Origin of the sequence: Amycolatopsis solani, from assembly GCF_033441515.1 — a bacterium.
Taxonomy (GTDB): domain Bacteria; phylum Actinomycetota; class Actinomycetes; order Mycobacteriales; family Pseudonocardiaceae; genus Amycolatopsis; species Amycolatopsis solani.
Window position 1 is genome coordinate 2,030,057 of sequence record NZ_JAWQJT010000003.1, and the last position, 13,688, is coordinate 2,043,744.

At 70.5% G+C, this 13,688-nt stretch carries 13 protein-coding genes; 6 read left to right on the forward strand and 7 right to left on the reverse strand.

All coding sequences use genetic code 11. The annotated features are described in order from the left end of the window. Positions 1–6 precede the first annotated feature (6 nt). From SD460_RS42065 to SD460_RS42095, 7 genes are all read right to left on the reverse strand, one after another. Complete coding sequence (locus SD460_RS42065) at positions 7–876, reverse strand: phage distal tail protein (RefSeq protein WP_290052287.1); 870 nt, start codon at positions 874–876, stop codon at positions 7–9. After that, the gene (locus tag SD460_RS42070; RefSeq protein WP_290052285.1) at positions 858–2,489 is read right to left on the reverse strand and encodes a phage tail protein; all 1,632 of its coding nucleotides are present in this window, start codon (positions 2,487–2,489) and stop codon (positions 858–860) included. The genes SD460_RS42065 and SD460_RS42070 overlap by 19 nt, the downstream gene beginning before the upstream one ends. A gap of 4 nt (positions 2,490–2,493) precedes the next feature. Further along, on the reverse strand, positions 2,494–2,814 hold the full coding sequence (locus SD460_RS42075) for a hypothetical protein (protein WP_290052282.1): 321 nt from the start codon (positions 2,812–2,814) through the stop codon (positions 2,494–2,496). A 47-nt stretch (positions 2,815–2,861) separates the two neighbouring features. Continuing rightward, entirely contained in the window at positions 2,862–3,170 is a 309-nt protein-coding gene (locus SD460_RS42080; RefSeq protein ID WP_318307603.1) for a hypothetical protein, read from the reverse strand. A gap of 23 nt (positions 3,171–3,193) precedes the next feature. Further along, complete coding sequence (locus SD460_RS42085) at positions 3,194–3,775, reverse strand: phage tail tube protein (RefSeq protein WP_290052279.1); 582 nt, start codon at positions 3,773–3,775, stop codon at positions 3,194–3,196. A gap of 32 nt (positions 3,776–3,807) precedes the next feature. Then, positions 3,808–4,239 carry a hypothetical protein gene (locus tag SD460_RS42090; protein WP_290052277.1) on the reverse strand — a complete coding sequence of 144 codons (432 nt, stop codon included), beginning with the start codon at positions 4,237–4,239 and terminating at the stop codon, positions 3,808–3,810. A 155-nt stretch (positions 4,240–4,394) separates the two neighbouring features. Continuing rightward, entirely contained in the window at positions 4,395–7,625 is a 3,231-nt protein-coding gene (locus tag SD460_RS42095) for a GH92 family glycosyl hydrolase (protein WP_438860865.1), read from the reverse strand. Between the two features lie 298 nt (positions 7,626–7,923). Here SD460_RS42095 and SD460_RS42100 point away from each other — a divergent pair, with 298 nt between their 5' ends. The 6 genes from SD460_RS42100 to SD460_RS42125 all read left to right on the forward strand — a co-directional run bounded on the left by SD460_RS42100 (position 7,924) and on the right by SD460_RS42125 (position 13,667). After that, entirely contained in the window at positions 7,924–8,907 is a 984-nt protein-coding gene (locus SD460_RS42100; protein ID WP_290052274.1) for a LacI family DNA-binding transcriptional regulator, read from the forward strand. Continuing rightward, a complete protein-coding gene (locus SD460_RS42105) occupies positions 8,904–9,941 on the forward strand; it encodes a class I mannose-6-phosphate isomerase (RefSeq protein WP_290052271.1) in 1,038 nt (345 codons plus the stop codon). Before SD460_RS42100 ends, SD460_RS42105 begins: the two co-directional genes overlap by 4 nt. Beyond that, positions 9,938–10,702 carry an ATP-binding cassette domain-containing protein gene (locus tag SD460_RS42110; RefSeq protein WP_290052269.1) on the forward strand — a complete coding sequence of 255 codons (765 nt, stop codon included), beginning with the start codon at positions 9,938–9,940 and terminating at the stop codon, positions 10,700–10,702. The genes SD460_RS42105 and SD460_RS42110 overlap by 4 nt, the downstream gene beginning before the upstream one ends. Further along, positions 10,699–11,742, forward strand: a complete 1,044-nt coding sequence (locus SD460_RS42115; RefSeq protein ID WP_290052268.1) for an ABC transporter permease — start codon at positions 10,699–10,701, stop codon at positions 11,740–11,742. Before SD460_RS42110 ends, SD460_RS42115 begins: the two co-directional genes overlap by 4 nt. A gap of 28 nt (positions 11,743–11,770) precedes the next feature. Then, on the forward strand, positions 11,771–12,754 hold the full coding sequence (locus tag SD460_RS42120) for an ABC transporter substrate-binding protein (RefSeq protein ID WP_290052266.1): 984 nt from the start codon (positions 11,771–11,773) through the stop codon (positions 12,752–12,754). A 199-nt stretch (positions 12,755–12,953) separates the two neighbouring features. Continuing rightward, complete coding sequence (locus tag SD460_RS42125; protein WP_318307605.1) at positions 12,954–13,667, forward strand: hypothetical protein; 714 nt, start codon at positions 12,954–12,956, stop codon at positions 13,665–13,667. Positions 13,668–13,688: the final 21 nt, after the last annotated feature.

Genomic DNA, 13,688 nt, shown 5'->3' on the forward strand with positions numbered 1-13,688 from the left:
CGCTCTTCAGATCCACGCGTCCCGCCAGCGGACGGTCAACGTGCCCGTCTCGCCGTCATCGAAAGCCTCGAAGCCGATCGCCGTGCCGCCCGGCGGGAACCCGAACCAGCTCGACCGCGGCTGCAGCACCGAACGGCGCGACGCCGCGCCGAGGAACACCGTCCGCGCGGCCGTGTCGACGGTCAGCACGTCACCTTCGGCGAGGCTCAGCGAGAACGCGAGCCGTTCGCCGGTCGAGTCGTTGCGGATCACCGGCTGCGTGCACGGGCCGGTGATCGTCCACACCGGACGGGTGGTCGCCGTGCCCGCGTTGACGACCGCCATCGAACCGCCCTGCGCCTGCCCGAACACCAGCGGGAACCGGAGCGGGAAGGTGATGCCCGGCACCGGTTCCGGCAGCCCGCACGACAGCTCGTGGACGTCCGCGCCGTAGCGCAGCGGATCGGGCGCGGTCACCTGCAGGGACCAGTCGAAGCTCACCGGCGTGGTGTCAGAAACCTTCGTGCCGGCCGACAGCCGGACCAGCGCGCGGCGCGTCACGGTGCGCTCGCGGACGACGAGCTCGACCGGCGCCGAACCGTCGGCGAGCACCGCCGCGATCCGGTCCTTCGCCCGCTCGTGGGCGTCCTCGTCGGGCGCGATGGCGGTCCCCTCCAGGGTGATCACCCGCGCCGACCGGAACGACGGCGCGTCGAAGGCGCCGTCCCGCTGCGGGCGGTCGGCGAGCTCGAGCCGCACCCCGGGGCCGGCCGACCAGCCGTCCTCCTTGGTCACCCACCACTCGACGCCGTCGGCGTCCACGACGTTGCCCGCCCAGCCGTCCACTTCGTACACCGGCAGCGCGAGCGACACGGCGTTCAGCGTTTCGCCGCCCATGCCACCTCCCGGGCCGCGACGCGGCCGATCTCGTATTCGGACTGGTTCGCCCGCGGGTGCACGTTGACCGTCACCGGGGCACCCGGCGCGGAGCGGGCCACCGGGCCCACGGCGGACACCGCGACCGCCTTCGTCAGGTTCGCCACCGCCGGGCGGATCGTCGAGGAACCCGGCAGCGGCACCAGCCGGGTCATCGCCCCGGCGACCTGGTCGCCGCTCGCCTCGATGCCGACCGTCAGCCCGGCCCCGATGTTGCGGCCGATGTCGGCCATCACCTGCGACGGCGAGAAGATCTTGAGCACGCTCTTGATCGGGCCGGGAATCTTGTCGACGATGAAGTTCTTGATCGCCGAGACGATGTTGCCCGCCATGTCGCGGATCCCGCCGATGAACCCTTCGATCAGCGACTTCCCGGCGCCGTAAAGGGTCTTCCCGATGTTGCCGAGCGCCGAGACGACCTTGCCGGGCAGCCCGCGCACGAACGACACGACCCCGGAGATGGCGTTGCCCACCGCGGATTTGGCCTGCTCGAAGGCGTTCCGCACGATGCCGACCACCTGGCCGACGCCGCGGATCGTCGCGACGACCGTGCGGATCGCGGCGGTGACCACCGCCTTCACCGCGTTGAACACCGCCGTCACCACGGTCCGGACGATGCCGAAGTACGTGGTGACGTACGTGCGAATCACCGTGACCGCGACCTGGATGACCTTCGCGATGTAGGGCCACACCACCGCGACGACGCCGCGGATCGTGTTCACCGCCCCGAGCACGACGTTCTTCACCGCGGTGAACACGGCGTTGACGATGTTCCGGAACGTGGTGCTTCGGTTGTAGGCCAGCACGACCGCCGCCACGAGCAGCGTGATCGCGGTGATGATCAGCCCGATGGGGTTCAGCCGCATGACGACGTTGAGCAGGGCCTGCGCGATCGACCAGAGCCGGGTCGCGACGGCGACGACGCGTTGCGCGACGGCCATCGCCACCGTCCGCGCGGTCGCGATCACCGCCTGGACCGCGGTTCTCGCGTAGGCGACGGCGAGCTGCGCCAGGTTCCGCACGGCGCCCGCGGCGGCCAGTGCCGTGCTCCGGGCCTGGGCGGCGAACCGGCCGATCGCCTGCCCCGCGCCCGTCGCGGCCTGCCGGGCCGCGTTGAGCCCCTGGGTGAGCTGCCCGCGCAGCGACGTCCCGAGGTCGCGGATCGCGCCCGGGGCGTTCTTGACCATGTTCCGCAGATCGTTGCCGAGCCGCTGCACTTCGACCGCGCTTTCGCGCAGCCCGGTGCGCAGGTCCTTGATGGCGCCCGGCAGCTCCCGCATCGCGGTCGCGGCCTCCTTGACCTGCCCGACGGTGTTCTGGACGGCGGTCGCCGCCGTGCCGACCGCGTCGGCGAAGCCCACCACGTCGGTGACCGCCGCGGTCACCGCCGGGTGCGTCTCCTTGAACTTGGCGGTCATCTCGCCGAGTTCCTTGTTGACGTGCTCGGTGAACCCTTCGGTCAGCTTCGTCGCCGCGTCGGAGACGGCGCTCGTGATCGACTCGCGGATCCCGTTGATCAGCGCCGTCACCTGGGCCTGCGCCGCGTTGGTGATGGCCGACGTCGGCTGCGTCACGAACTCACCTCCCTGGGGTACCGAAGAACGCGGCGATCTCGTCGGTGCTCGCCGCCGGGTCGGGTTCGGGCTCCACGCCCGGGCGTGGCACGGGCCGCGGCCGGTCCGGCTGGTCGGCGCCCTCGGCGGAGTTGGCCGCGACGAACAGCCAGTTGCCCACCGCGAGCTCGTCGACCGCGCCCGCCAGCAGGTGCTCGGTCAGGCCCCACTCCGCCGCCTCGCCGTGCAGGGCGCGCACGAGCGCGGACTCGCGGGGCAGGTGCCGGATCAGCACCCGCAGCCGCCGCGGCGTCAGCTTGCCGCGGTAGTAGTCGAGCAGGTCCACCCGGTAGAACCGGAGCAGGTCGGCTTCGACGGCCTCGCCGTGCTCGCTCAGGAGCGCGTCGAGGCCGAGGATTCCCCCAGTGCCATACCGGTGTCCCGGCCGTAGGCCTCCAGCAGCGCCTGGACGTCCTGCACGCTCAGCGCGTGCCGGCCCAGCTGCTCGAACTGCTCGGCGCCGAGCAGCACCTCGAGCAGACCGTCCAAATCGGACGGATCGAGGCCGGACAGCCGCGCCACCGCTTCCCGCGGCAGTTCGGTCGGCAGGCTGAAGGTGTCGCCGTCCAGCTCGAACTCCCAGCGCTCCCCCAAGGCTTCCAGGCGCTGGGCGCGGACCGCGTTGACGTTGTACTTCGCCATTTCGTGCGTTCCCCCTCGCCCGGTCACGCGGGCTGTTCTTCGGCCGCGGCGGCGGCGCCGGCGGCCGGGTTGATCGACCACTGCGCGAGCGGCTCGGACGTGCTGGTGATCGGGGTCATCGCGGTGAAGGTGACGCCGAGCTTGATCGCCGCGGTCCGGGTGATCGCCGTCTCGTCGGTCTCGGTCACGACCCCGCGCGGGATGTAGAAGCGGTGCTTCACGTTCGGGCCGTCGCTGAACTCGATGCCGAGCGCGCGTTCGTCCACGCGGGGCGCGGCGGCGATGTTGTAGACGCCGCTCGTCCCAGCGGGCGAGCTGAAGAAGAACTGCAGGGTGTCGCTGTTGATCTGCAGCAGCGAGAACTTCGCGGAGAAGTCGCGATCGCTGAAGACGTACCGGATCGCGGCCACCGACTGCCACGTGTCCACCGGGTCGAGCTTGTCCTTCTTGACGAACTTGACGCCGTCGGCGGTGGTGTAGCCGAGGTCGACCCACGGCGACGCCCACGGCTTGGTGAAGTCGGCCGGTGCGGCGGTGTGCGCCGGCGCCACGTAGATGGCCCCGGTTCCCGCCACCCGGATCTCGCTGGCGTTCAGTCCTGGCATGAGCAGCCCTCCCACTGCACCGCCGGCCCGGTTCAGGCCGGTCTGGATTCGACTTGCGCGACGAACCGGTACCGCATGACGTACCGGTTCGCGTCGGAATGCCTCCGGTCGAGCACGAAGCACGGGCCCTGGAGCTCGGCCACGTCGGGGAACACGGTGCCGCCGGACGCGGTCAGGAGCGGCAGGACACCGCGGACGGCCAGCGCGACCGCGTGCGCCGCGGTCTTGTCCGGTCCGTAGGAGTCCAGCCGCACCTCGGCGTTGTCGAGCCGGTCGTCGTCGAGGTAGACGCCGCCGAGCCGGGTCAGCACGACGGCGCGCTGCGTCCCGTCGAAACCCGGCGGCACCGCGGTGCCCACCGGCACGCCGGACAGCTCCGGCCGCGCGCGCACGAAATCCGCGACGGCCCGTTCGACATCCGGGAACACCAAAGGTTCCTGGGCGATCGGCACGATTTCCCCCACCCTCCCCACTCCCCATGGGATGTGACCAAGGTAACGCACCGGCCCTCGCCCGCAAGCGGCCGAACGGGGGATGACACTGGCCGGTTCCGGCCAGTCCGCCTGCATCGAAACGGCCCCCTTCCCGTGCGCGGGAAGGGGGCCGTCGCTTTTGCGGACTACGCGCCGATGCCGATGGCGAACACGTGGAGTGCGCCGCCGTTGACGTTGTCCGGCAGCGTCACGCTCGCCACCGTCTTGCCCGCGTCGAGGGTGATCGGGTTGGTGCCGAACACCATCGTGCGGATCTGCTGCGGGTCGCTGCCCGCGGCGTTGCGGTACGGCGTGGACAGCACGATCCGGTTGCCGAACGACGGTTGCGCGCCGCCGCCACCGAGGGTCCAGTCGGAGAACCCGATGGTCGCGGTCGACTTGGTGCCGTCGGTGTAGGTCACCGTCAGCGTGCCGGACGCGTTCCCGTTGGACGCCGAGCCGAGCAGCGCGAGCCGCCCGCTCCCGCTCACGTTCACCGTCTGGCCGCCGGCGACGACGTTGTCCGGGTCGCCCGCCGGGAACGACGGCCAGGTGAACTTGATGCCGTCACTGGTGACCGTGCCGCCCGGGGTCGCGCCGGCCGCGGCCAGCGCGTCGGCCGAGTAGCTCCAGCCGCCGCCGTCGAAGTTGGCCGCGCCCGAGTCCGAGTCCGGGGAGATGCCGGCGTTGTTCACCGTGGCCAGCCAGCTGTTCGGCTGGGCCACCAGCACCGTCAGCACCGCCTGCGTGCTCGCGAGCCCCGGCGACGAGAACGTCACCGGGATGCGGCGGGCGCCGTCGGCGAGGCCCGCCGGGACGCTCACCGTCAGGTCGGCGTGCGCCTTGCCACCGGCCGGGACGGCGATGCTGCCCGACGACGGCGTCAGCGTGATCCCGTCGACGCTGCCCGCGCTGTAGGTCCAGGTCCGGGCGGTGCCGGACAGGTCCTGGACACCCACCGACGCCGTCGACGTCGACCCCGCGGGCGTCACCGCGCGCGCCGGGTCCACAAAGGACAGGCTCGGCCTCTCCTGCTCGCGGAACGACGGCGGCGCGTCGGCCGCCGCGCTGCCCCACGCGGTCGCCGTGGCGGACCGCGTGTAGTCGAGCGTGCCGCCGCTGGAGATCAGCGCCTCCGGCAGCCACGACTTCGAAGCCGCGCCGCCGTTGACCTTCAGGCCGCCCACGTAGTCGCCGGTGCCCGGCGCGTTGATGGTGACCTTCTTGCCCGAGCCGGTGGTGAGCACAGCGCGGGAGAAGCGCGGCGTGACGAGCAGCGTTTCGGCGCGGCCCGGGATCTCCGGGTAGATGCCGAGCGCCGACCAGACGTACCAGGCCGACATCTGGCCGAGGTCGTCGTTGCCGATCAGCCCTTCGGGACGCGGGTTGTACAGCTCGTCCATCGAGCGGTGCACGATGGCCTGGGTCTTGGCCGGCGCGCCCGCGTAGGAGTACACGTAGGGCGCGTTGGAGTTCGGCTCGTTGCCCATGAAGGCGTAGGGCTCCTGCGTGCCCGCGTTCAGGTCGGTGAAGAAGGTGTCCAAACGGGACTGCGTCGCGGTGTTCCCGCCGAACGCCGTCACGACGCCGCCGAGGTCGTAGGGCACCATCCACTCGTACTGCGCGCCGTTGCCCTCGACCCAGCCCTGCGAGCTGGCGGGGTCGTAGGTGCCGGCGAACGAGCCGTCCGCGTTGCGCGGCTGCAGGTGGCCGGTCCCCGGGTTGTAGAGGTTCTGCCAGTTCTGCGCGCGCTTCATGAACGTCGTGTACGTCGCGCTGTCGCCGAGCCGCTTCGCGAACTGGGCGATGGAGAAGTCGGCGCTGGTGTACTCGAGCGTGTCCGCGCCGGCCCCCGGCACGTACCCGAGCTTCTGGTAGTCGTCGAGGCCCGGCCGCTCGGTGTAGCCCTGCGTCGGCTGGGTGGCGCCCTTGATCATGAGCAGCAACGCCTTCTGGGCGTCGAAGTCACGGGCGCCGAAGGCGTACGCGCTGGACACGATGATGTGGTACGGGTCGCCGTTCATCACGCCGGTGTAGTCGTTGGCCACCGTCCAGCGGTCCCACGACCCGCCCTGCTCGGCGTAGGCCATCATCGACCGGACGATGTCGGACGTCTCCTTCGGGTCGATCGTCGCCAGGAGGGGGACCTCCGAGCGGTAGATGTCCCAGCCGGAGAAGTTCGTGTACATCGCGTGGCCCTTGTCGGCCTGGTGGATCCGGCCGTCGAAGCCGGGGTACCGACCGTCCACATCGGAGAAGACGTTGGGCTGGATCAGCGAGTGGTACAGCGACGTGTAGAACGTCGTCAGGTCGGCGTCGGAGCCGCCGGTTACGGCGATCTTGCCGAGCTGGTCGTTCCACGCCTTCCGCGCGCCCGCGGCCACGGTGTCGAACGACTTCTTGGTGTTTTCGGCCTTGAGGTTGGCCTTCGCGCCGTCGACGGACACGAAGGACAGTCCGACCTGGACGTTCACCTGCGCGCCGTTGAGGTTCGCGAAGGTGACGTACCCGCCGCTGCCCGGCCCGGACACGGTGGTGTCCTGCTGCTTGGCCGTCGCGGTGCGCGCGATCGACGCGTTGACGCCGTTGGGCTGCGCGACCTTCGCCTTGGCACCACCGGTTTCGGCGGACTTGCCCGGCGTCACGGCGCCGTTCTTCCAGGTGCCGATCGACGCGAACGGCGTGTCGAACTTGGCCGAGAAGTAGACGCGGTAGCTGTTCCGCGCGCCGCAGAAGCGGCCGCTCGTGGCCCAGCCGCTGATGGTGTCCTTGCCGATGGTGATCGACGCGTCGTCGGTGCCGTTGACCGAACCGGACGTGTTCACCAGCAGCGTCGAGGACGCGCCGGCCGGGTAGGTCACGCGCGCGGAGCCGGTGCGCTGGGTGGCGGCCAGTTCGACCTTCGCTCCACTGTCGAGGGTGACGTCGTAGGCGCCGGCCGTCGCGTGTTCGTTGGCGTGCGAGAACTTCGACGTGTAGTGGGACGGATCGGTCGCCGGCGAAGTCGTCACTTCACCGACATAGGGGATGAACGGGATGTCCTGGTAGGTCGAACAGCCCGCGCCCGAAAGGTGCGTGAGGCTGAACCCGGTCAGGGCGTTGTCGTCGTAGAAGTACCCGCCGGGCTGGGATTTCACCGTGTCCGGGCTCCACTGGACCATCCCGAAGGGAGCGACCGCACCCGGGAACGTGTTGCCGGCACCGCCCCCGGTGCCGTGGTCGGCGCCACCGGGACGGGTGCCCACGAAGGGGTTGACCCACTTCGCGAAGTCCGTGCTCGTGGCGGCCGCGGCGGGCACAGCGGGAGCCACCGCTGCCGTCACCGCCAAGGTCAGGAAAGCTAAACCGGCTCTGAAGCGCACTCGCGCCATAGCCATCGCCTCTCACGTCGTCAGCGCAACCGAATGACAACCTTGTCGCGCAGTCGGTCGAACCGGGCCACCTTGGGCAGCGGTTCACCTGATCGTCAAGGGTCCTCGTCAAGACCTGTCCGCTTCCGGACAGCGTGATCAGCCATCTGCCCTACGACGTCGGTAGCCGAATCGGCACAATCCACGCACGAGGCGTTGACAAGACATCGGGTCGTGGCGTTCAATCCCGGTCACTATGACAACGTTGTCTCCACCCGGCCGTGACCGGGACGGTGCCGCGCGCACCGCGAGCAGGCGGGCCACGATGAGCGACGTGGCCCGGCTGGCGGGCGTCAGCATCAAGACCGTCTCGCGCGTGGTCAACGACGAGCCCGCCGTGCACCCGGACACCGCCGAGCGGGTCATGGCCGCCATCGAGCAGCTGGGCTTCCGGCGCAACCTGGGCGCGCGCAACCTGCGCCGCGGGTCGACGACCGGCACCATCGGGCTGATCGTCGAAGACGTCGGCAACCCCTTCTACTCCGAGCTGAACCGCGCGGTCGAGCGGATCGCGACGTCGTTCGGGCGCCAGGTGCTCACCGGCTCGTCCGAGGAGAACTCCGACCGCGAGCGCGAGCTCGTCCTGGAGTTCTGCGCGCGGCGGGTGGACGGCATCCTCGTCGTCCCGGCCGGCCTGCAGCACGGCTACCTCGTGCCGGAGATGCGTGCGGGCACGCCAGTGGTGTTCATCGACCGCCCGGCCGGCGACATCGTGGCCGACACGGTGCTGGTCGACAACCTCGGCGGCACCATCGAAGCCGTCACGCACCTGGCGAAGCACGGCCACCGGCGGATCGCGTTCCTCGGCGACAGCCCGGACATCTTCACCGCGGCCGAGCGCCTGCGCGGGTTCCGCGAAGGGTGCGTGCGCAACGGGATCTCCTACGACGAGTCGCTCGTCTCCATGCGCACGCCGACGCAGGAGTACATCGGCGACGCCGTGAAGCGGCTGCTGCACGGCCCGGACGCGGCCACCGCGGTGATCGCGGGCAACAACCGGGTCGCCGTGCACGTGCTGCGCGCGCTGGCCCACGCCGACCACCGGCCGGCGATGGTCGGCTTCGACGACTTCGAGCTGGCGGACCTGCTCGACCCGCCGGTCACCGTGATCGCGCACGACGTGAGCGCGCTCGGCCACGCCGCGGCCGAACTGCTCTTCGCCCGCGTCCAAGGAGACCAGTCCCCGCCCAGAAAGGTAGTCCTGCCCGTGCATCTCGTCGCCCGTGGTTCCGGTGAGGTCGCCCCGTGACCCTCGAACCGATCCGCCTCCCGGCCAACCAGCCACCGCAGTTCTACCGCGGCGGCGACGCCATCGCGGCGCTGCGCGGGGCGTCTTCCGACAAGAAGTTCGGCCCGGAGGACTGGGTCGCGTCGGTGAGCACCATGTTCGGGCAGGACACCAACGGCCTCACCCGGCTCCCGGACGGCGCCTGGCTGCGCGACGCCGTTCTCGCGAACCCGAACGGCTGGCTCGGCGCCAAGCACGTCGAGGCGCTCGGGACGTCGACCGGCCTGCTGGTCAAGCTGCTCGACGCGGGCCAGCGGCTGCCGGTGCACTTCCACCCCGACGACACCTTCGCGAAGCGGCACTTCGACTCGCACTTCGGCAAGACCGAGGCGTGGATCGTGGTCGGCACCTACGGCGACGACCCGCGCGTCTACCCCGGCTTCAAGGAGACCCTGTCGAAGGCGACCGTGTCCGAGTGGACGCGGGAGCAGGACGTGCCGTCGATGCTGGGCGCGCTGAACAGCGTCCCGGTCACCGCGGGCGACACCGTCTACATCCCGGCGGGCCTGCCGCACGCGATCGGCGAGGGCGTGTTCGTCGTCGAACTGCAGCAGCCGACGGACTTCTCGCTGACCATCGAGTGGCGCGACTTCCTCGCCTCGCCCGAAAAGGGCCACCTCGGCCTGGGCTTCGACACGGCGATCGAGGCGCTGGACACCTCGGGCTGGGACGCCGGGCGCCTGGACACCATCATCAAGCGCACCGCCGGGGACAACGGTTCGACGGTCGACCTCCTGGCCACCGGTTCGGAGCGGTTCTTCCGAGCCGACCAGCTGCGCACCGACGAGACGACAACGTTGTCATCGGACCCGTCGTTCGCGGTGCTGGTCGTGCTCGACGGCGAAGGCACCCTGCGCACCGAGCACGGCGGCGAGTACGCGCTGGCGAAGGGCGACACCTACGTCGTCCCGTTCGACGCCGGCCAGACCGAGCTGTCCGGCACGGCGACGGTGATCCGCTGCCGCCCGCCGGCGCCGGAAGAGAGGAACGGATGAGCGAAATCCTCCTGGAAGCGGTCGACCTGACCAAGCACTACGGCTCCGTCGAAGCCCTGCGCGGCGCGTCCTTCCAGGCCCGCGCGGGCGAAGTGACCGCGCTGATCGGCGACAACGGCGCCGGCAAGTCCACTTTGGTCAAGTGCCTCTCCGGCGCGGAGCAGCCGACGTCGGGGAAGATCCTCCTCGACGGCGCCGAGGCGCACTTCGACTCGCCGACCACCGCGCGGCGCCTCGGCATCGAGACCGTCTACCAGGACCTCGCCGTCGCCCCCGAGCTCGACCCGGCGGCGAACCTGTTCCTGGGCCGCGAAATCCACCGCAAGGGCATCCTCGGCAAGCTCGGGATGCTCGACAAGGCCGAGATGCGGCGGCAGGCCATCGAAGAGTTCCAGCGCCTCGGCGTGACGCTGCAGAGCACCGACGTCCCGATCGGCGCGCTGTCCGGCGGGCAGCGCCAGAGCGTCGCCGTGGCCCGGTCGGTCGTGTGGGCGTCGAAGGTCGTGTTCATGGACGAGCCGACCGCGGCCCTCGGCGTCGTGCAGCGCGAGCGCGTGCTCGACGTCATCAAGAAGGTGCGCGACAAGGGCATCGCCGTCGTGCTGATCAGCCACAACATGCCCGAGGTGCTGTCGGTGGCCGACCGCGTCGAGGTGCTGCGGCTCGGCAAGCGCGTCGCCCGGTTCACCGGGCCGGACACGAAGCTCGAGGACCTCGTCGCCGCGATGACCGGGGCGCTCGTGCAGGAGGAGGCCGCGTGAGCGCGCCCACGAAGGAAATCCAGGAAACGCCGGAGGCCGGCTTCGGCAAGCGGCCGCTGGGCAAGCGGCTCGTCGGCGCGAACACGTTCTGGATCGCGCTGGTGCTGCTGGCGCTGATCATCGTCTTCAGCGCCCTCGCGCCGGACGCCTTCCCGACGCTGTACAACTTCCAGCTGCTGTTCATCGAGACGTCCGTGCTGCTGGTGCTCTCGGTCGGCATGACGTTCGTGATCATCACGTCCGGCATCGACCTGTCCGTCGGCTCGGTGCTCATCTTCGCGGGCATGGTCGGCGGGCGGACGATGGAGGCGATGTCCGGCGGGAACGCGGGACAGGCCGGCTGGGGCGTCATCGTCGTCGGGCTGGTCGTCGCCATCCTGGCCGGGACGGTGTGGGGCCTGATCAACGGCTTCCTCATCGCCGTGGCCGGCATCCCGCCGCTGATCGTCACGCTCGGCACCATGGGCGCGGCCCTCGGCGCGGCGCTGCTGATCAACAACGGCAGCGACGTGCGCACGGTGCCGGTGATCCTGAACAAGCAGCTCGGTGCCGGCACCTCGCTCGGCATCGTGCCGAACCTGGTGCTGATCGCCGTGGTGATCACCCTGGCCGGGGCGTGGCTGCTGCACACCACGAAGTTCGGCCGCTACACCTACGCGATCGGCTCGAACGCCGAAGCCGCGCGGCGGGCGGGCATCGGCGTCACCGCCCACCTGATGAAGATCTACACGCTGACCGGCTTCCTGGCCGGGCTGGCCGGGTTCCTCTCGCTGGCGTACTACAACTCGACCACCATCACCGGGCACACCAGCGACAACCTGAACGCCATCGCGGCCACCGTGATGGGCGGGACGAGCCTCTTCGGCGGCGTGGGCACGGTGCTGGGCACGGTGATCGGCGTGTTCATCCCGGCCGTGCTCAAGAAGGGCTTCAACATCGTCCAGGTCCCCGACTTCTGGCAGATGATCGCCGTGGGGGCGGTCCTGATCGCGGCCGTCTGGTTCGACCAGCGCCGGCGACGGCAACGCAACTCCCGCTGAGTTCCCCGAGTACAAAGAGGTGCTTCCGATGAACTTGACCAAGACGCTCGTCGCCGCCGGAGCGCTGGCTTCGGCCGTCGCGCTGCTCACCGCGTGCTCCGGCACGGTCGGCGACTCGGGCGGCGGCAGCCAGGCCGGCTCCAAGAAGCTGGCACTGGTCCCCGGCGTGCAGGCCGAGCCGTTCTACATCTCGTTGCAGTGCGGCGCCGAAGCCGAGGCGAAGAAGCTCGGCTACGAGCTGACCACGCAGGCGCCCCAGAAGTTCGACGCGCCGCTGCAGACCCAGCTGGTCAACGCGCTCGGCGCGAACCCGCCGGCCGCGCTGCTCATCGCCCCGACCGACGACACCGCGATGCTGGGGCCGATCCAGCAGGTGAAGAACCGCGGCGCGAAGATCGTCGAGGTCGACACCGCGCTGAAGGACACGAGCGTCGCGGCGTCGTCGATCTCCTCCGACAACGCCGCCGGCGGCAAGCTCGCCGCGCAGACCATGGCGAAGCTGGCCGCCGGCAAGTCCGGTTCGGTGCTCGTCCTCGACACGATCGCCGGGACGTCGACGACCGCCGCGCGCGCCAAGGGTTTCGAGGACGAGCTGAAGAGCACCCCGAACCTCAAGTCCATCGGCGTCCAGTTCACCCAGAACGAGCCCGACCAGGCCGCATCGAAGGTGACCGCGGCGCTGGCCGCCAACCCGGACCTCATCGGCGTCTTCGCGACCAACCTCAACACGGGTGAAGGCGCGGCGACCGGTCTCCGCAACGCGGGCAAGGTCGGCGCGGTGAACCTGATCGGCTTCGACGCCAGCCCGTCCGAGGTCGAAGGCCTGAAGAACGGCCAGTACCAGGCCCTGATCGCGCAGGACCCGGCGTCGATCGGCACCCAGGGCGTGCAGCAGGCCGTGGCGGCGATCGAGGGCAAGCCGGTGACGCGGAACCTGACCGCGCAGCTGCACTCGATCACCAAGGCGGACATGGACGCCAACTCGCAGTACTTCTACAAGCAGTCCTGCTGATCCGTCCGTCAGGGCCCTGCGAGGGGTGTGCGCACCGCTCGCAGGGTCCTGACCAGCGTTTTCACCCCTGACGATCGGTCACTGCCGGTTACCGCGGTGGGGCAACCGCTCACCGCACGACCCGTTCCCCCGGACGGGTGTCGCCCGTCACACTCATCTGCACATGCATTTACACATGCATGATCGCAGGGAGGGTGCGATGAACTACGAACGATCGGCCGTGCACCGGACGATCTTCGCCGTGGACGTCGAGGGCTACGGCGACCGAAGCAGGACCACACCACACCGCCTGGCGTTGCGCGACGGGCTGTACCGCGCGCTGTGCCGGGCGTTCGACGACGCGGGCGTCCCCTGGGCCGCCTGCCGGAGCGAGGACTGCGGCGACGGCGTCTTCGTCCTCGCCCCACCGCAGATCCCGAAAGGGCTCTTCGTCGAGTTCTTGCCCAACGCGCTCGCCGTGGCGCTGCACCGGCACAACCTGACCCACCACGCCGGCGCCCGGATCCGGCTGCGGATGGCGCTGCACGCGGGCGAGGTGGCCTACGACGACCACGGCGTGACCGCGCCGGCGATCAACCACGCGTTCCGGCTGCTGGAGGCGGCGCCGCTGAAGGAGGCGCTCAAGGCGTCGCCCGGGGTGCTCGGGCTGATCACGTCGGCCTGGTTCTTCGAGGAGGTCGTCCGGCACAGCGAAGGGCTCGACCCGACGACGTTCCGGCCGGTGCGGGTGGCGGTGAAGGAGACCCGCGCGACGGGCTGGATCTCCCTGCCCGACCGGCCCTACCCGGCCGACGCGAGCCTGCTGGTGCGGGTGCCGGAGCCGGCCAGGGTCACCGGGCTCGACGACTACCGGACCTGGCGCCGCTTCCGCCGCCACGCGCAGGTCCTGTCCGACCGGGAGGGGCAGGGTTAGCCGTAGGATCTGTTCCCCTGG